This window comes from Algoriphagus confluentis, from assembly GCF_036245625.1.
GTDB lineage: Bacteria > Bacteroidota > Bacteroidia > Cytophagales > Cyclobacteriaceae > Algoriphagus > Algoriphagus confluentis.
The window spans coordinates 28,515-46,550 of sequence record NZ_BTPD01000013.1 but is presented as its reverse complement, the minus strand read 5'-3'; the positions used below and the strand labels follow the sequence as shown (position 1 = coordinate 46,550).

Here is an 18,036-nt window from a genome sequence, read left to right as displayed (position 1 = left end):
TTGCCGGAATTCTAAAATCTAATGTCTTGCGTCTAATGTCTAACGTCTCGTTTTTTAAAATCAATGCAGCGGCCTTTTCTTAATCATTCCCCCCTTGGTATCCTTGATTGGATATTGAATCACAAAAGCTTTGGGGTCTATTTTTTCGATTTCGGTCAATACCCGGGTTACTTCCAGCCGGGTGACCACACAGAATAGCACGTTTCGATCCGGATTTTTGGCCTTTTCTCCAAATCCCCCGTCAGCCTTGAAAGCCGTCACTCCACGTCCTAAGTCATAGGTAATTTTTGCCTTGATGTCCTCATTGTATTCGGAGATAATCATCACCCCGATGTACTCTTCCACACCATTGATCAGAAAATCCACGGTACGGGAAGCTGAGAAATAAGTCAGCATAGAGTACATCGCTGTCTCGAGGTTGACCAAGATGGCTGCGACGATAAAGAGGCAGACATTGAAAACCGTAATAAAGTCCCCGACTGTCAGACTGGATTTTCTCGAAACCTGAATAGCCAAAACCTCTGTCCCGTCTATCACCGCACCACCCCGGATGGCAAAACCAATCCCACTCCCCAAAAAGAATCCTCCAAAAACGGCTATCAGTAGCTTATCTGAAGTAATCATGGGCAGTTCGATATAATGCACCAAAAGTGCCAAGGCAAAAATGGCTAAGGTACTTTTTATCGCAAACCGAAGGTTAAGTTGTTTATAGCCAAGGTAAATAAATGGCAAGTTGACCAAAACAATAAGAGGAGAAAGATCCAATGGCGTAACGATTTCCAGCAAAAGGGACATTCCCATCGCTCCTCCGTCAAAAAAATTATTGGGAAGGAGAAAGCCTTTCAATCCGATGCTCGCCATGACCACGCCGATCCCAATAAAGAGTGTGTCTTTCACCTTTCTCCAAAGGGTCACTTTCTGTGCCCAAGCTGTATTTCCTAAAGCAATGATTCTTTTTGGCATAGTTAAAGGTAGATCAAAGAGATGGCTTTAGCCAAGTATGAGGAAGTGTAGGATTTTTTTTGGAATATAGATTCTAAAACGTCCTGAATTCTTTTTCGCTCAATGTTACTGAAGAAATGAAAACAAAATGCCTGAACTGGTGCTAAATCCTCCAAAAAACTCAGAGTTTTTTGAAAAAATTTGATTTTCGGGTTTCTTTTTTAACTTAAGGTAAATTTTTAATGGCATGAAAACAGAAGGATATCAAAGCGGAGAGCATTACGATGAAATGTTTGACTCCTCAGGTCAAATCAGGGAGCATTATCAGGAATTCCAACAGTTTCTGAACAAAACCTCATCCAAAAAGATGCATCAGCTTCAGTTTTCGGCAAATAAGACCCAAAAAGCCATGGGTATGACTTTTAATGTCTACCATGACAATCAGGGATTGGAGAAGATTCTCCATTTGGATATCATTCCTCGGATCATTCCCAATTCTGAATGGAGAAAACTGGAGGCAGGGCTCAAGCAGCGGGTTCATGCCTTGAATCTGTTCCTTCAGGACGTGTACAATGAGCAAAAAATCCTGAAAGACGGAGTAGTGCCTTCGGATTTGATTTTGGGGTCCAAAGATTACCTCAAGCCCTGCATCGGGCTGACTCCGCCCAAAGGGATTTGGTGCCATATCACGGGGACGGACTTGGTCAAAGACAAGGATGGAGAATATTGCATTCTGGAGGACAATCTCCGCTGTCCCTCAGGAGTATCCTATATGCTGGAAAGCCGAGAAATCATCAAACGGGCCTACCCGCAACTCTTCAATGATGAGGGAGTGATGCCCGTGTCCAACTATCCCACCAAGCTGCTGCGCATGCTTCAATTCCTCTCGGACAAACCCAAGCCCGTGGTCGGGGTTTTGACACCGGGTATTTACAATTCGGCCTATTTTGAGCATTCCTACCTTGCTCTTCAGATGGGTGTGGAGCTGGTCAATGGGGTGGACCTGCTTGTCAAAGACAAGAAGGTTTACATGCAGACCACCAAAGGTTTACAACAGATTGATGTGATTTACAGAAGAATTGACGACTCATTCATGGATCCCCTGACCTTCAATCCTGAATCCATGCTGGGTATTCCGGGAATATTTGAGGCTTATAAAGCCGGGAATATAGCCATGGCCAATGCTCCGGGCACCGGTGTGGCGGACGATAAGGCTGTCTATGCCTACGTCCCCCGAATCATCAAATACTACCTCGATGAAGAGCCCATTCTGAACAATGTCCCTACCTATCTGTGCCGGGAGGAGAAAGACCGAAAATACGTCCTAGAAAATATCGAAAGCCTAGTGGTCAAAGAAACCAATGCTGCCGGAGGCTACGGTATGCTCATCGGTCCCAAAGCGACCAAAGAAGAACACGAAAAATTCAGGGAATTGATTCGTAACAATCCCAAACATTACATCGCACAGCCTACGCTTTCCCTCTCTACAGTTCCATGCCTCACGGAAGAAGGGATAGAAGGCCGGCATGTGGATCTTAGGCCCTATATTTTATATGGGGAAGAGATAGAGGTAATCCCCGGGGCACTGACCCGAGTTGCTCTCAAAAAAGGTTCTCTCGTGGTCAATAGTTCGCAGGGTGGAGGAAGTAAGGATACTTGGGTTTTGTACAAATAACAGAGAAAAAATATGTTAAGCCGCGTAGCAAGCCATATTTACTGGCTGGGAAGATATCTTGAAAGGGCAGAAAACTATGCCCGATTTATTGATGTGAATTTCAATCTGATGCAGGACCTGCCCATGGACCTGAAGGAGCAGTGGCAGCCTTTGGTAGCTGCCACAGGAGATTTGGATGTGTATGTGTCCAAGCATAAGGACTTTGAACGCCATCAGGTGATGTATTTCCTTGCCTTTGATCCGGACAATCCCAATTCCATGTTTTCTGCAGTGACCAAGGCGAGGGAAAATGCCCGCATCATTCGGGAAAATCTAAGTAAGGAGACATGGGAAAAAGCTAACGAGCTCTATTACATGCTTCAGACTGGTCTGGAAAAAAAGGTGTGGAAGAAAGAGGATCCCCGGCAGTTTTTCGAGATGGTGAAAAATCAGATTCTATTGCTCTACGGATTGGCTGATGCCACGGTGGCAAGGACAGAAGGCTGGTATTTCCGGCAGCTGGGGCAGATGCTGGAGCGGGCCGACAAGACTTCCCGGATTTTGGATGTCAAATACCATATTCTTCTGCCTTCTCCCAATGAGGTAGGTACTCCGCTGGATTTTCTCCATTGGACAGCCTTGCTGAAGTCCGTCACCGGATTTAATACCTACCGAAGATTGTATGGAAATATTGATCCATCCGGAGTGGTTGAGTTTCTCGTGCTGAACAAATACTTCCCCAGGTCGATTTATTATTGCCTGAAGGAAGCCGAGCGGTTTTTGCATTGTATCTCGGACAATACTGGGGATGGATTCAAAAACTCAGCGGAGAAAGCCATCGGAGAGATGAAGTCCCGTCTGGAATACTCAGAGGTCGATGATATAATTTCTGTGGGACTTCATGAATATTTGGATGGACTCCAATTAAAAATTAACCATATTTCGGATCTCATCTCAGAAAATTTCTTTCAGCTGAAAGTGAATTTCACCGAAAACCCCTGATCATACGGATGACCTTTTGTCTAGGAATAAAAACCAAACATGGCCTCGTAGGCCTTTCGGATACCCGGATTACTTCCGGCAGTGAGACTACTACCTCCAAAAAAGTCTATACGGTCAATAAGCGCAAGCACTCCTTTTTCATCATGACTTCAGGGCTGCGCTCAGTGCGGGACAAGGCCATCACCTACTTCTCTGAAGTGATCGCCCATCAGGATGATTCCTTTTCAAAGTTGTATCAGGCGGTCAATGAGTTTGGCAATCAGGTGAAAATAGTTGCCAAAGAAGATAAGGCCAATCTCGAAGAGTCAGGGCTTCAGTTTAACCTGTTTTCCATCATCGGAGGGCAGTTGGAAGATGATCCCGAGCCCAAGCTATATTTGCTTTATCCTCAAGGCAACTGGATCGAAATCCGTAAGGGGACCCCTTTTGTAATCATCGGAAATACAGGTTTTGGACATCCGGTGCTCAAGCGCTCCTTTCATTTTGAGGACTCTTTGGACTATGCCTTGAAATGTGCCTTCCTTGCCTTCGATGCTACCCGGATTTCAGCCAACGATGTGGACTTCCCGATCGATACGGTGGTTCTTAAAAATGACGAGTATTTCACCAAAGAAAGAAGATTTGAACAGCGGGAATTAGAGCATATCTCTGCATTCTGGAACAACCGACTCAAAAAAGCTATAGAAGAATTGCCTTCTCAGGTGCTTAGCAGTGCATTTGAGGATTTCGAACAAATCCTGGAAAATACCTGATCATGCTGATTCAGGTTTGGCATCATACCCGATACACTTATTCCGCCCCAGTTATTTTGGGGATTCATAAGCTTTATCTTCAGCCCCAGCATCGCCCATATTTCCGTATTGAGCACCAGAAATTTGATGTTTTGCCCACGCCTGATGGACAAAACTTCCGACAGGACTTGGCAGGGAATTGGTATAGCCAATGCTGGTTTTCAGCACAGACCGAGCAGATGGAAATCCATTCGGAGTGGATATTCAAATTGAAGGAATTTAATCCCTTTGGATTTATCTTGGATCGGTCATTCGAAGAGCAAGGTTGGAGCAATCCGCTCTTTCAGTTTTCCTACGAAGAAAAAACCTCTTTTTTGATCCCTTTTCTTTCCACCACGGAGGAATTGCACTTCACCGAATTTCTCAGAGAGGTCAAATCCAAATCCAATGGCTTGATCGATTTTTTGGTAAGGCTGACCCAAAAAATCTATCAAAACTGGACCCATCAAATCCGTGAGGAGGAAGACATTTGGGAAGCTACTTACACCTATGATCTGAAGTCTGGTTCATGTAGGGATCTGGCACTGATGGAAATGGAAATGCTTCGGGAAATGGGCCTGGCTACCCGTTTTGTCAGTGGTTACGCTTTCAATCCTGAACTCGAATCCGGTCATGAACTCCACGGATGGTTGGAAGTCTTTTTGCCTGGGGCAGGGTGGATTGGTTTGGACCCTAGCCTGGGTTTGCTTACCGATCATTACTACATTCCTTTGGCCACACATCCAGATCCGCAGCGGACCTTGCCCGTGCAGGGAACCTTTGCGGGAAATGGAAAATCCCAACTCAAGGCTCGGGTGGATATCAAGCTACTTCATCGCCCCAAGTGATCAGTTGGCTACGACAGCATTTTTCTCCGGCATGGCAAAAAGCTCATCATCCATGGCCTTGTCTACCAAAAACACATCCGCAAAACTCACTTGATAGCGAATCTTCTTCGTAGAATCATTTTCGTATTCATAGCCTGTCATCAATCTCGGAAAAACCAAACCTCCTGCATCCCGGTAGTCCTCGTATTTGAGGGCATTCATGGATGAATTGTTTTTGTCAAAAAAGGTCACCTTGTACAGCACCCAAGCCAAGCGGCCAGTTTCGGGATCAGCCAGCATAAAGTACTTGTCATCCGGACTGTCTCCCACATTGGCTTCGAAGCTCACCTCAAAAGCAGGATAGGAAATTCCGTTTAGCAGTTTGTTTTCGGTCTTTTTTACGGTAACTCCCGGGTCTGTGAATATGTAGGGGATTGAGAAAAAGTAAAAGTACAGGTTGTGGTAGAAGCGCACGGATCGGCCCTGAAAAGCCTGACGATTGGGACTGATCCATACTTTTTCTCCATCATTGCCGATTTGCCAAGTATCTGCGTCAATTCTCACTTTTCTTCCTACCAAATCGATGTAGTGATTTTCCCAAGCCAGATTGGTCTCATGAATCATGGCATAGGAAAAAGCCTTGGCATTGATCCACTTTTCCCATTCTCCATGGGCATCCAATAGCTGCTTAAACTCCTCGGACTGCTCCAAGCGGGGATCGGGCTCGGAGGGTTTGGAGTCACAGGCGATAAGCAGTGACGATAGGCAAAAGAGAAGGAGAATGGAAAGATTATTCATAGGAAAAGGACCAGATTTGGCGCTTAAGGTAAAGACACTTTTTGTTTTTTGCTCACTTGCCTACCGTTCAAAAAAATATTTCCACAATTTTTCCATGGATTAATTCTAAATAAAGATTCATCTCTTTAGATTTGTTCCAAATAAAAATAAACGCTCCATGTGGAAGTCCATCCGGAAGGTTTTCAACGATATTCACCTCTATGCAGGACTGACCTGTGGGCTGATTGTGATTGTAGTTTGTCTCAGTGGTACTATCTATGTGTACAATACCGAAATCCGTGAATTTTTTGATTCGGAGCGCTATTTTGTAGAAGCTGGGGGTTCAAAGCTAAGTTTGGATGAACTTCGAGCTCGGGTGGAAGCAGAATTGAATGCAGAAGTTACTGGGATTCAGGTGTATTCCAGGGAGAATCGAACGGTGCAGATCAGTGCCAAAAAGCAAGGAGAAGAAAGAGCCGTTTCTTACTTCGTGAATCCTTACAATGCTTCTATTTTGGCCGATAATTCCGAAAAGACAGCTACCGAGGAGTTTATGGGCTATGTGTTTTCCCTGCATCGATGGTTGCTTTTGGATCGGGTAGAAAGTCCCATTTTGGAGAGCATGGGCAATCGGGACTTGGGTCGATTCATCAACGGAGTGGCGACTTTACTTTTTCTTTTGGGTGTCTTGACCGGAATCGTGATCTGGTTTCCCCAGAAGGTGAAAAACTGGAAACAGGGGCTCAAAGTCAAGTGGTCAGGCAACTGGAAGCGAGTCAACCATGACTTGCACAATACCTTGGCTTTTTATTCTTTGATCTTCCTTTTTTTGATGGCTGTGACCGGACCCTTCTGGTCTTATCAGTGGTATCGCGAAGGCTGGCAAAAGACATGGGATACCTACCAGGCGCCAAAAAGTAATGAATCCTCCGAAGTCAAAAAGGAAGTTGAGGAGCCGGTTGAAATGGCTGCTTTGGGTACCATCTCTTTGGACGAGGTAGTTTTGGCAGGGAATGCTTCCCTGGACTATAAGGGAAATATTCGAATCAGCCTGCCTGAAAAACCCGTCGATGACATTCAAATCAGCAAATACAGAACGGGTTTCTTTGCACGGTCCGGGGCAGATCAACTGAAGTTGAATCCGGCGAATCTTGAGGTTAAAGAAGCCAACCTTTTTGGGGATTTGCCGGTCCGTCAGCAGATCGGACGCTCGGTAAAAGCCTTGCATACCGGAGAGATTTTTGGTCAGTTTACCAAGTTCTTGTGGTTTTTGGCTTGCTTGGTAGCTACTTCTCTGCCGATCACAGGCACCCTAATTTGGTGGAACAAGCGAAAGAAAAAGACAGCCAAGAAGAAAATAAAAGAGCCAAGAATGGCTGAAGCCGTCTAAGATTCAGACTCTCCAATCGGGGAGTCTTTTTTTTAAGAAAAAATTAAGCCTTCTTTTTTCTTTCCCTCCCCGATAGATAGGATATTGCCTAAGCGATGCGAATCCTAGTAGTAGAAGACGAACCCGGAATATCCAACTTTCTCAAGCAGGGGCTGGAGGAGGAAAGTTTTGCCGTAGATACAGCCGACAATGGAAAGTCGGGCTTGGAATTGGCTCTTTCCGGGGAATATGACCTGCTTCTCCTGGATTGGATGCTTCCAGGAATCAGCGGGATAGAATTGACGCGGATATTCAGAAAGGATTTTCCGGACACCCCGATTATTTTTCTCACTGCCAAAGACACCTTGGATGAGACCATCTTTGGCTTGCAAAGCGGGGCCAATGATTACATCAAAAAACCCTTTCATTTCGAGGAGCTGCTCATGCGAATTCGGGTTCAGCTCCGTGGAAAAAGTCCTTCGGACGAAAAACTCACTCTCGGGCCGATCAGCTTATTTCCCGACAGGCATTTGGTCCTTAGGAATGAAAAGGAAATTCAGCTAACCCAAAAGGAATTTGCTCTTTTGGAATACCTCATTCGCAACAAAAACAAGGTTTGCCGTCGGACCCGAATCATCGAGAGTGTTTGGGATATTCATTTTGAGTACAATACAGGGGTGATCGACGTGTTTATCAATTCTCTTCGAAAGAAGTTGGATATCGCCAAAGAAGAGGATTGGATTCAGACCATCCGTGGAGTGGGATATATGGCCAAGGACGCATGAAAACAGCCTACAAAGAGCGGATTGCCCGCCGGTTGACTTGGGTTACGGCTTTGATCATCTTGGTGGTTTTCGTGTTGATTTATGGGGTAGCCCGACTCACCGTGATCCAAAATATCGACCGGGACCTTCAGCTAGAGACAGAAAAACATCAGGATCAGATTTTTTTGGTCAATGGAGAAATCCGTTTTCTTCACAAAGACGAGTGGGAGGAGATGGAACACAGTCAGATCCAGCTCAATCCGATTTTTATAGAAATCGTGGATCTCGAGGGGAATTCCATGGATCGTTCCCCTAATCTCAGAGAAAATCACTTGAGCTTTTCTCCTGAGAAGTCCCGTAAAAATGAAGCTTGGACTCAAAAGCTGGGGGCACAGGAAGTCCGTCAGCGGCAGATTACACTTTATAATGATGGGAAGCCTGAAGGCTACCTCCTCTTGGCCAAGTCCTTTCAGGATGCCCGGGAGCTCCTGGACAATCTGAGGAATGTGCTGCTCATTTTTTATCCCATGATTTTGGTTTCTCTGTTTCTCACCATGCGCTATCTGGCCGGGAAAAGTATAGAGCCAATCCAGCAGATCATTGCCAAAACCAATCAGATCACTCAAAAAAATCTGAATGAACGGATCTCTGAGCCGGAATTGAATGATGAAATCGGACAACTCACCCGCTCGATCAATGAACTTTTGGGCAGACTGGAACAGTCACTGAAAAGAGAAAAGCAATTCACCTCGGATGCCTCCCATGAGCTGAGAACTCCGCTTTCAGTGCTTCGAGGTACTCTAGAAGTACTGATTAGGAAGTCTAGAACACCGGATGAATATGAGCAAAAAATCAAAACAGCTCTAGGGACCATTGACCGAATGAGTGCGCTGATTGATCAGCTCTTGGCTTTGGCTAGGGTAGAGAGCTCGAAAAACTTAGTGAAAGAGGAGTTGGAATTGATCACTTTTTTGGAGGAATTGGCTGATCAGACTGCCAATGACCAGCAAAGGGAAGTGAGCTTTCAATCCTTGGTAACTGTGCCCATCTATATCAAAGCCAATGAGAAGACCCTCCAAATGATTCTGGACAACCTGCTGCAGAATGCAATCAAATACTCTGAAAAAACCTTCCCTGTGATCCTTCGAACCGGGAAGTCTGAGCAAGGGGCGTTTATTGAAGTGGTCGATTCTGGAAAGGGAATCGATCAGGAGAATCTGGAGCAGATTTTTGATCCTTTTTTCAGAGAAAAGAAGGCTGTGGATGAAGGGATTCCCGGTTCAGGCTTAGGATTGGCTATTGTCAAAAAACTTGCCCAGGAATCAGGAATTCAGCTTTCTGTCCAAAGCAATCCCGGAAGTGGGAGCGTTTTCCGCCTGGACTTTCCCCAATCTTAAGCAAATCTTAAGAATAGCCTAAGACAGTGCTAATGCTGGATATTGACCTTTGGGTAAAATAATCCAGCTCATGCTTGACCGTATTATCCAATGGAGTATCCACAATAAGCTCCTGATTTTCCTTTTTACTGCTTTTTGGATAGGATTTGGGATTTTTTCCCTGTCGAGACTTTCCATCGGTGCGGTCCCTGATGTCACCAACAATCAGGTTCAAGTCATTACTACTTCCAGAAATCTTGCCACGGAGGATGTGGAAAAATACCTGACCTATCCCGTAGAACTGGAAATGGCCAATCTTCCCGGGGTCAAGGAGATTCGTTCGGTATCCAAGTTTGGACTTTCGGTGGTCACCATCGTTTTCGAGGAAGATATGGGGACTTACCTCCCTCGGCAGCTGATATCCGAGCGCTTGATTATGGCTCAGGAGAGGATTCCACAGGGATTTGGGACTCCGTTTATGGGTCCGATTTCTACCGGATTGGGGGAGATTTATCAATATATCATCGACGTCAAGCCTGGCTATGAAGACAGATATTCTATCACTGATTTAAGGACAATTCAAGATTGGGTAGTCCGTAGACAGCTCGCCGGAATCGAAGGCGTGGTGGAGATCAATACTTGGGGAGGATTTCTCAAGCAATACGAAGTAGCCATCAATCCGGAGAGGTTGAAAGCTATGGATATCAATTTGGCAGCTGTCTATGAGGTTTTGGCCAAAAACAATTCTATTGCAGGGGGTAGCTATATCGAAAAGACCAATGAAAGCTTTTTTATCCGGGGAGAAGGGCTAGTTGCCAATCTGGAAGATATCCGGAATATCGTCGTGGAGGTGAGAGGGGGTACGCCTGTTTATATCCGAGATATTGCCCAAGTCGGTTTTGGCCATGCCAATCGCTTCGGGGCAATCACTGCCAACGGACAGGGAGAAAAAGTCCTCGGGCAGGTGATGATGCTCAAAGGGGCAGACGGGAAAAGGACCATAGACCGGGTCAAGGAACGCATTGCCAAAATGGAAAACACTTTGCCGGAAGGGATTGTAATCAACGGCTTTCTGGATCGCTCGGATCTGATCGGAAGGACTACCTTCACTATTGCCGAAAATCTCATTCTCGGGTGTTTGATCGTGGTCTTTGTCGTGGTTTTGCTGTTGGGAAATTTCCGTTCAGGCTTGGTCGTGGCTTCGGTGATTCCCTTGAGCTTACTTTTCGCTTTGTCGATGATGTATATTTTCGGAGTAGATGCCAACCTGATGAGTTTGGGGGCGATAGACTTTGGGATTATCATTGACGGGGCGGTGATTATCGTGGAGTTTATCGCCTATCAGTTTTCCAAATCTTCCTCGGTATTTCAGGGATTATCCAAGGCCGAAAAGCAGGGAGAAAAAGACAAGATCGCTTTTACCGGAGCTTCAAAAATGATGCATTCGGCCATTTTTGGGCAGATTATCATCATTATCGTATTCATTCCTATTCTTTCCCTTTCCGGAGTAGAAGGGAAAATGTTCCGTCCCATGGCTGAGGTTTTTAGCTTCGCCTTGGTTGGAGCGATGATTTTGGGGCTGACCTATGTACCTGTTGTTTCTTCTATTTTTCTTAAATCCGACCCTCCCGGACCAAAAAATATCTCTGTACGATTGATCGGTTTTCTGAATCGAATCTATGAACCTTCCCTTCAATGGGCGATCCGTCATACACGCGTGGTGCTGATTGGAGCAGCGGGGATTTTGACTGGAGCGATTCTTCTTTTTTCTACCATGGGGGCTGAGTTTGTGCCCACTTTGGATGAGGGAGATTTTGTGATACAGCCTGTCTTGAAGACTGGGACCACCCTTTCCAAAACCGTGGAGACCATCACCAAGATGGAGAAAATCCTGCTTCAGTTTCCCGAAGTCAATCAGGTAGTGACGCGTATCGGAGCAGCCGAAATCCCCACCGACCCCATGTCCATGGAAGAGAGTGATGTGATCGTGACTCTTCATCCTCCTTCAGAATGGACCACAGTTGAGACCAAGGATGAATTGGCAGAGAAGTTTAAGGAGGCGCTTACGGCCATTCCGGGATTGGATTACGAGTTTACCCAGCCTATTGAGATGCGCTTCAATGAATTGATCACTGGAGTGAGGGCTGATTTGGCCATCAAGGTATTTGGGGAGGATTTGGATGTGCTTTTGGAAACGGCTGAGAAGATAGAAGCCTCCATTCAGGGAGTTGAGGGTGCTGCGGACATTATATTGGAGAAAGTGGATGGTCTTCCTCAGATGAAAATCGAATATGACCGGAGCAAAATCGCCAAATATGGGCTCAATGTGGAAGACCTCAATCAGGTGGTGACCATGGGCTTCGCTGGGTCAAGTGCCGGGACGGTCTTTGAGGGGGAAAAGCAATTTGACTTGGTGGTAAGATTCGCTGAGCCCTTCCGAAAGGACATTTTTCATCTGGAAAATGCCTCCATCCAGTTACCCACTGGAGGAAGTGTACCTCTCAATGAACTGGCGACCATCACCTATACCAAAGGCCCTGCGAAGATTTCCCGGGACAATACCCAGCGAAGAATAGTAATCGGAGTGAATGTGCGAAACAGGGATCTGCAGTCTGTGGTGGATGATATTCAGGCGATCGTAGCCAAAATCGATATCCCGGAAGGATATCGGGTGGACTACGGAGGACAGTTTGAAAATCTTCAGCAGGCCCGCTCCAGATTACTCATTGCGGTTCCCATAGCAATGATTTTGATTTTTATCCTGCTGTATTTTGCCTTCTCCTCTTCTAGGGATGCTATCATGATTTTTACCGCCATTCCTTTCTCAGCAATTGGTGGTGTGGTTCTTTTGTGGCTGAGAGATATGCCCTTCAGTATCTCTGCGGGAGTAGGATTCATTGCGCTGTTTGGGATTGCAGTACTTAATGGGATCGTACTCATTGAACACTTCAAATCGATGAAAAATCAATTCAGCTCTTTTCAGGACATGGTGGTTCACGGGGCCAAAGAGCGGCTTCGTCCGGTATTGTTGACCGCTTCAGCTGCCGCTTTGGGCTTTTTGCCTATGGCTATATCCTCTTCTGCCGGTGCCGAGGTTCAGAGACCTTTGGCTACCGTGGTGGTGGGCGGATTGATTTCTGCTACTCTGCTTACCCTGATTGTACTCCCCGTCCTGTATATCCTGTTTAATCGTCCCAAGGAGGAATCTACCGGTTCCAAAAAGAGCGTAACTCTTGTCATTTTGGCTTTATTTCTTACTCTACCTGCTTTTTCTCAAACTGAAAAAGAAAAGCTTAGCTTGGATCAAGCTCTTCAACTTGCCGAAGAACAAAACTTAGGTATCCTAGCCGCTCAAAAAGGTCTGGAGTCAGCTGCTGCAAGGAGTAAATCGGGTTGGACTCTGGGTAAAACGGAGCTGTATTACGCTCAGGATGAAAATGACATTGCCGAAAACGGAATTTACAACCGGGTGTGGGGATTGAGACAAAGTTTTGCTTTTCCGTCCGTTTATTCCGCACAGAAGCAGGTACTTCAGGCAGCAGAGCTACAGGAGTCTGCCCGATTTCAGTTAAGCACTATGCAGCTCAAGAAACAAGTAAGCCAAGCTTTTGTCACGGCACTTTATTGGGAGGAACTGGCCCGAAATTATTCATTCTTGGATAGTCTGTATGGGGAGTTTGCCCGAGCTGCCACCCGTAGGTTGGAGACAGGAGAAAGTAACTTGCTGGAGAAATTGACTGCTGAAAGCAAGCAGAGGGAAATTGCCCTGAAAAAAGAAGAGGCAAGACGAAACTTTGAAATTGCCAAAGGTCAAATCCGACAGCTTTTGAATATTGATTTTGAATTTGAATTGGAAAATTCTCCGATCTCACTTCCTGAACCGATGGATTGGGAAAATCATCCATCTACACTCCTTTATCAGGCGGCGTATCTTCAGGCCGAAAGTCAGACCAAAGCCGAGCGAAGAACTCTCCTTCCGGAGTTTCAATTGGATGTATTTCGCGGGACCAATCCAGGACCGGATGCGAGGGTTTATCCCGGTTTTCAGGCCGGTGTGGGGATTCCGCTTTTCTTTGGCAGTCAAGGCGCCAAAATCAAAGCCGGTAAATTTCAGCAGGAACAGATTCTGCTGGAATCTGAGGCTTACAGTCAACGACTTCAAACCAATTTTGATCGAATCCAAAAACAATTGGATCAAAACCAGCAGGTCATTTCCTACTATGAATCGGAGGGAAAAAATCTTTCGACGCAGCTGAGAGAACAGGCCGTTCGCTCTTTCAAAGAAGGGGAAATTGACTTTCTCCAATATGTACAGCTAATCGAAAATTCCCGCTTGATCACCTTACAGTACCTCCAGGCAAAACTGGACTATCAACTCAATCAATTAGAACTCATTTACCTCAACAACTGATGAAATCGCTACCAATCACACCACGTTTTTTTCTTCTGCAGGCTCTTGGCGTCAGTATGCTTTTCAGCTGTGGGGAAAAAGAATCATCCCAGGAAGAAGGAATTCAAGTCACGGAAGTAAAGGAATCCAAGGAGTTGATTTTCCTTTCCAATACCCAATTTTCCACCATGGAAATGGAATGGGGGAGCATCAAGACGGGAGACTTTTCTTCACAGCTTACTGTCCAAGGAACCGTGAAAATTCCTGTAGAAGGCATGCAGGAAATCTCAGCCTACTTTGGCGGGCATGTGAGCGACTTGACTTTGATCGAAGGGCAGGCCGTGCGCCAAGGGCAGGTCCTTTTCAATCTTGAAAATCCGGATTTTGTCCGCCTACAGCAGGATTATCTGGAGACCTCCAGTCAGCTGGACTACCTGAAAGCGGAGTATGAGCGACAGAAGACGCTTTTTGCAGAACAGATTTCTGCGCAAAAAAATCTGCTGAAAGCGGAGGCAGATTTCCGGGGAGCTTTAGCCAAGAGCCAGGGACTGAAAAAGCAACTGAGCTTGATACGGATATCAGCCGATCAACTGACCCCGGAAACCATTCGCTCCAAGGTGCCTGTGGTCTCTCCGATCAATGGGTTTGTGGAGGAGGTGCATGTGGTTCCCGGTCAGTTTTTGCCTGCTTCGGGGAAAGCCATCAGCCTGTTGAACAAAGATCACCTGCATATCGAATTGGTGCTGTTTGAAAAGGATGCAGCCTCAGTCTACATAGGTCAGAAGCTGGTTTTTTCTCTCCCTGATCAGACAGATCAAGTCTACGAAGCAGAAATTCATGTGGTGGGTCAAACTGTAAATGAGCAGCGTCAGATCAATGTCCATGCGGATTTGGTGGATGAGTCTTTGGGGAAAAATTTGATTCCCGGGATGTTTGTACAGGCCAGGATTAACTTGGAAACTGAAAACGGATGGAGCCTTCCAGAGGAGGCAATCACCGAGGTGGATGGGAAATATTTTATCCTCATCCAAAAGTCCAAAACAGAGGAAGGCTATGAATTGGAGCAGATCGAGGTCAATCCAGGAGCCCCAAATCAGGGAATGATTTCCATTCAGCCAGTGGAGGGCATGACTCCGGAGACCAAGATTTTGGTGAAGGGTGGGTTTAATTTGATGTAGCAAAAATTCATTCTCCAGAGTGCAAAGAAGAAGCTATCCAGATAAAAAGGAGGGAAATTCAGATTATTCCTCCTTACCTTGTCTTAAGCCTTGGAGGAGAATTCTACCAGGCCTTCACTTTGATTTTCCCGTATGAGAAAGTTTGTCGGATTCCTTTGCCTTATACTACTTACAACAGGGTCTTCTTTTGCTCAAAAAAAGACCCAAACAGAAAATATAATCCTGATTACATTTGATGGTCTGCGTTGGCAGGAGCTATTCACAGGAGCAGATTCACTGTTTGTGGATGATACAGGGATGATCTCTGCGGCAGGTTCACTTTTGGATGATTTTTGGGATCCAAATCCACAGGTCAGACGGAAAATGCTGTTTCCTTTTATTTGGGATGTCATTGCCAAAGAGGGGCAGATTTACGGAAATCGGGCTTTTGGCAACAAGGTGGATAATCAAAACAAGATGTGGTTTTCCTATCCTGGATATAATGAGCTTTTGAGTGGTTTTGCCGATGATGAGCGGATCAACTCGAATGATAAAATCCCCAATCCGAATGTGACTTTCTTGGAGCACCTGAATCAAATGCCTGACTATAGGGGAAAGGTAATGTCCTTTGGTAGCTGGGACGTTTTTCCTTCCATCATCAATGAAGAAAGAAGTGGAATTCCAGTTAATGCAGGATTTGATTTGGCAGATGGAGAAAATCTCACGGAGGCAGAGAAAATGATCAATCGCCTGCAGCGTGAAATCAGAGGTCCTTGGGGCTCGGTTCGTCTCGATCCTTTTACCCATCATTTTGCTCTGGAAGGCTTGAAAAAGCATCGTCCTAAAGTCCTATATATTGGCTATGGCGAAACGGATGATTGGGCTCATGGTGGCAAATACGATGAATACCTCTGGTCAGCCCGGCAAACGGATGCCTATATTCGGGAAATCTGGGATTGGGTAAAGGCAGACCCTCACTACGCAGGAAAGACTACACTAATTCTGACTACAGACCATGGTAGAGGTACAAATAAAAGCAGCTGGAAAAGCCATGGTTCCTCAGTGCCGGACGCTGGAGAAATCTGGATGATGGCCATCGGGCCGGATACCCCTGCACTGGGTGAGCTTAAGACTACCGGGCAGTGGTACTCAGCCATGCTGCCAAGGACAATTTTTAAGCTTTTGGGTTTGGAGTATCCTGATGAGAAAGCGGCATCGGTGATTTCAACTATGATAGAAGAAAAGTAACCTCTTCTCCATCATTCCTGAATATTTCGAAGAAGTCCAAGAAAATAAATGGGGAAAAATCTCAGTTTTGTTGCCTTTTCTTATTTTGTCTCGTTCAAGAAAAATCAAAACAAGCTATTTTATCCTATGAAAAAAACAATGCTCGCAATTTTGGCTGTTTTTGCCATTTACCAGCAATCCCAAGCTCAGGATATTCCCGAGTGGAAAGTCGTCACTGTGGTCGAATCCATCGTCCCGGCCGGAATCGGGCGTAGCCGGATGATCGAAAACATGACTGAAATCAATACTGAAGATTATCGGACCTCAAGAACTAACGGAACCAAATCCAATCAGGGGTCAGTAAGACGTAAGGATATCAAAGTAGATGAATTTGACGAAACCAAATTGCTCAACTTCTTTTCCATCGGAGGAATCAACTTTCAAAACATTGCCAGCAACGATGCCATGATTGGGGCACGAATCATGGAACTGATGGCAGAAGGCTGGGATCTCCGGTTTGTAACGAGCGGAGTGGAAAGTGATGGAGGGGCTGAAGACGGTCAGGGAATTTTTATTACCCGGATGTTTTTCTCCCGACCTTCTCAATAAGTCCTGATTGAAAAATGTCTCTTTCCGAATAGGGTGGTCAGCAAAAGATTTACCTCCACCGAGGAGTTTTAAGAGTAGTCCAGATTGAAAAATCAGTCTGGACTTTCTATTTCCTTACCAAGGGTCAAATATCAGACTCTTCACAAGGTTCATAGCTGGTTATTTTGCTAATTTTGCGCATTCGTAGCTTCAAGAAATGGACTTCAATCTCGATTGGTTACTAATTCCTGATTACAAAGCACCGGGAAACTTTCTTTTGATTTTCGTCATCCTATTTGTAGGGATTTTTCTACGGTATTTGGCTTTGGCCTGGATTTACCATGAGTGGGTTTATAAGAAGTTGGGAGATACTATGCCCTATCGGAGGCTTCATCAGCAGGTTCGCCTGCCTCAGGTGAAAAAGGAAATCCGGTATTCCTTTTTGGGAGGATTGATCTTCGCCTTTGCAGGAGTGGTATTGCTTATTCTTTGGCAATCCGGTCTTACTCAGTTGTACACCCGATTGAGCTGGTGGGATTTGATTTGGATTCCGGCTTCCTATTTCTTGGCCTTGTTTATCCATGAGACTTATTATTATTGGCTTCACCGTTGGATGCATCAACCTAAAGTGCTGAGGCATTTTCACCGTATCCACCACAATAGCCTTTACACCAGTTCATTTACCTCTTTTTCTTTTCATCCAATAGAAGCAGGACTACAGGCAATTTTCCTTCCGATCTTGATCTTGGTATTGCCGATGCACTTTTTTGTTTTGATTGCCCTACTTCTTACCATGTCGATCACTGCCGTTATTAATCACTCCGGAATTGAGGTTTACCCTGAAGGAGCGCAATCCAACTCTTTTTTTCGATGGATGGTCGGTGCTACCCATCACGATCAGCACCATTTGAAATACCGCTGCAATTATGGTCTCTACTTCACTTTTTGGGATGTGTGGATGAAAACAGAAGATGCCGGATTCACCAAAAGATTTGAGGATCACACCCGGGAGAGGCATTCCGCCATTAATTCCTGATTTTCTATTTGCTAAAAGAATTCCAGATCAGTTTAGATTTTCGCATCTAATGGACAGGATCATTTTCAAATGATCAATCATTTTTACCATTTAAATAAAAAATGATAATGATAATTTTGAAACTTATTGAAATAATACCCGGTTTATTCTTTGCTTT

Annotated in this window: 14 protein-coding genes; 12 read left to right on the top strand and 2 right to left on the bottom strand. The window is 45.3% G+C overall.

Annotated elements, in window-relative coordinates:
- Positions 1-60: 60 nt before the first annotated feature.
- A complete protein-coding gene (locus AAA943_RS17755; protein WP_338225631.1) occupies positions 61-963 on the bottom strand; it encodes a YitT family protein in 903 nt (300 codons plus the stop codon).
- 226 nt (positions 964-1,189) lie between these two features.
- On the opposite strand from AAA943_RS17755, the gene AAA943_RS17750 reads away from it, so the two are divergent.
- Genes AAA943_RS17750 through AAA943_RS17735 form a run of 4 tightly spaced genes read left to right on the top strand, consistent with a single transcriptional unit; the run spans position 1,190 to position 5,216 of the window.
- Positions 1,190-2,617: a circularly permuted type 2 ATP-grasp protein gene (locus AAA943_RS17750; protein ID WP_338225630.1), complete on the top strand. Its 1,428-nt coding sequence runs from the start codon at positions 1,190-1,192 to the stop codon at positions 2,615-2,617.
- A gap of 12 nt (positions 2,618-2,629) precedes the next feature.
- Positions 2,630-3,598: an alpha-E domain-containing protein gene (locus tag AAA943_RS17745; RefSeq protein ID WP_338225629.1), complete on the top strand. Its 969-nt coding sequence runs from the start codon at positions 2,630-2,632 to the stop codon at positions 3,596-3,598.
- 8 nt (positions 3,599-3,606) lie between these two features.
- The gene (locus AAA943_RS17740) at positions 3,607-4,350 is read left to right on the top strand and encodes a proteasome-type protease (RefSeq protein WP_338225628.1); all 744 of its coding nucleotides are present in this window, start codon (positions 3,607-3,609) and stop codon (positions 4,348-4,350) included.
- Between the two features lie 2 nt (positions 4,351-4,352).
- Complete coding sequence (locus tag AAA943_RS17735; protein WP_338225627.1) at positions 4,353-5,216, top strand: transglutaminase family protein; 864 nt, start codon at positions 4,353-4,355, stop codon at positions 5,214-5,216.
- Here AAA943_RS17735 and AAA943_RS17730 read toward each other — a convergent pair whose 3' ends face one another.
- Positions 5,217-5,993 (bottom strand): DUF6503 family protein, encoded by a 777-nt coding sequence (locus AAA943_RS17730; RefSeq protein WP_338225626.1) that lies wholly within the window; start codon positions 5,991-5,993, stop codon positions 5,217-5,219.
- A 157-nt stretch (positions 5,994-6,150) separates the two neighbouring features.
- Here AAA943_RS17730 and AAA943_RS17725 point away from each other — a divergent pair, with 157 nt between their 5' ends.
- From AAA943_RS17725 to AAA943_RS17690, 8 genes are all read left to right on the top strand, one after another.
- The gene (locus AAA943_RS17725) at positions 6,151-7,362 is read left to right on the top strand and encodes a PepSY-associated TM helix domain-containing protein (RefSeq protein ID WP_338225625.1); all 1,212 of its coding nucleotides are present in this window, start codon (positions 6,151-6,153) and stop codon (positions 7,360-7,362) included.
- A gap of 95 nt (positions 7,363-7,457) precedes the next feature.
- Positions 7,458-8,126 (top strand): response regulator transcription factor, encoded by a 669-nt coding sequence (locus AAA943_RS17720; RefSeq protein ID WP_338225624.1) that lies wholly within the window; start codon positions 7,458-7,460, stop codon positions 8,124-8,126.
- Complete coding sequence (locus AAA943_RS17715; protein ID WP_338225623.1) at positions 8,123-9,502, top strand: sensor histidine kinase; 1,380 nt, start codon at positions 8,123-8,125, stop codon at positions 9,500-9,502. The genes AAA943_RS17720 and AAA943_RS17715 overlap by 4 nt, the downstream gene beginning before the upstream one ends.
- A gap of 70 nt (positions 9,503-9,572) precedes the next feature.
- Positions 9,573-13,892 carry a CusA/CzcA family heavy metal efflux RND transporter gene (locus AAA943_RS17710; RefSeq protein ID WP_338225622.1) on the top strand — a complete coding sequence of 1,440 codons (4,320 nt, stop codon included), beginning with the start codon at positions 9,573-9,575 and terminating at the stop codon, positions 13,890-13,892.
- The gene (locus AAA943_RS17705; protein ID WP_338225621.1) at positions 13,892-15,049 is read left to right on the top strand and encodes an efflux RND transporter periplasmic adaptor subunit; all 1,158 of its coding nucleotides are present in this window, start codon (positions 13,892-13,894) and stop codon (positions 15,047-15,049) included. Before AAA943_RS17710 ends, AAA943_RS17705 begins: the two co-directional genes overlap by 1 nt.
- Positions 15,050-15,181: 132 nt before the next feature.
- The gene (locus AAA943_RS17700) at positions 15,182-16,276 is read left to right on the top strand and encodes a phosphoglyceromutase (RefSeq protein WP_338225620.1); all 1,095 of its coding nucleotides are present in this window, start codon (positions 15,182-15,184) and stop codon (positions 16,274-16,276) included.
- A 126-nt stretch (positions 16,277-16,402) separates the two neighbouring features.
- On the top strand, positions 16,403-16,864 hold the full coding sequence (locus tag AAA943_RS17695) for a hypothetical protein (protein WP_338225619.1): 462 nt from the start codon (positions 16,403-16,405) through the stop codon (positions 16,862-16,864).
- Between the two features lie 196 nt (positions 16,865-17,060).
- Positions 17,061-17,879 (top strand): sterol desaturase family protein, encoded by an 819-nt coding sequence (locus AAA943_RS17690; RefSeq protein WP_338225618.1) that lies wholly within the window; start codon positions 17,061-17,063, stop codon positions 17,877-17,879.
- The last annotated feature ends 157 nt before the right edge of the window (positions 17,880-18,036 follow it).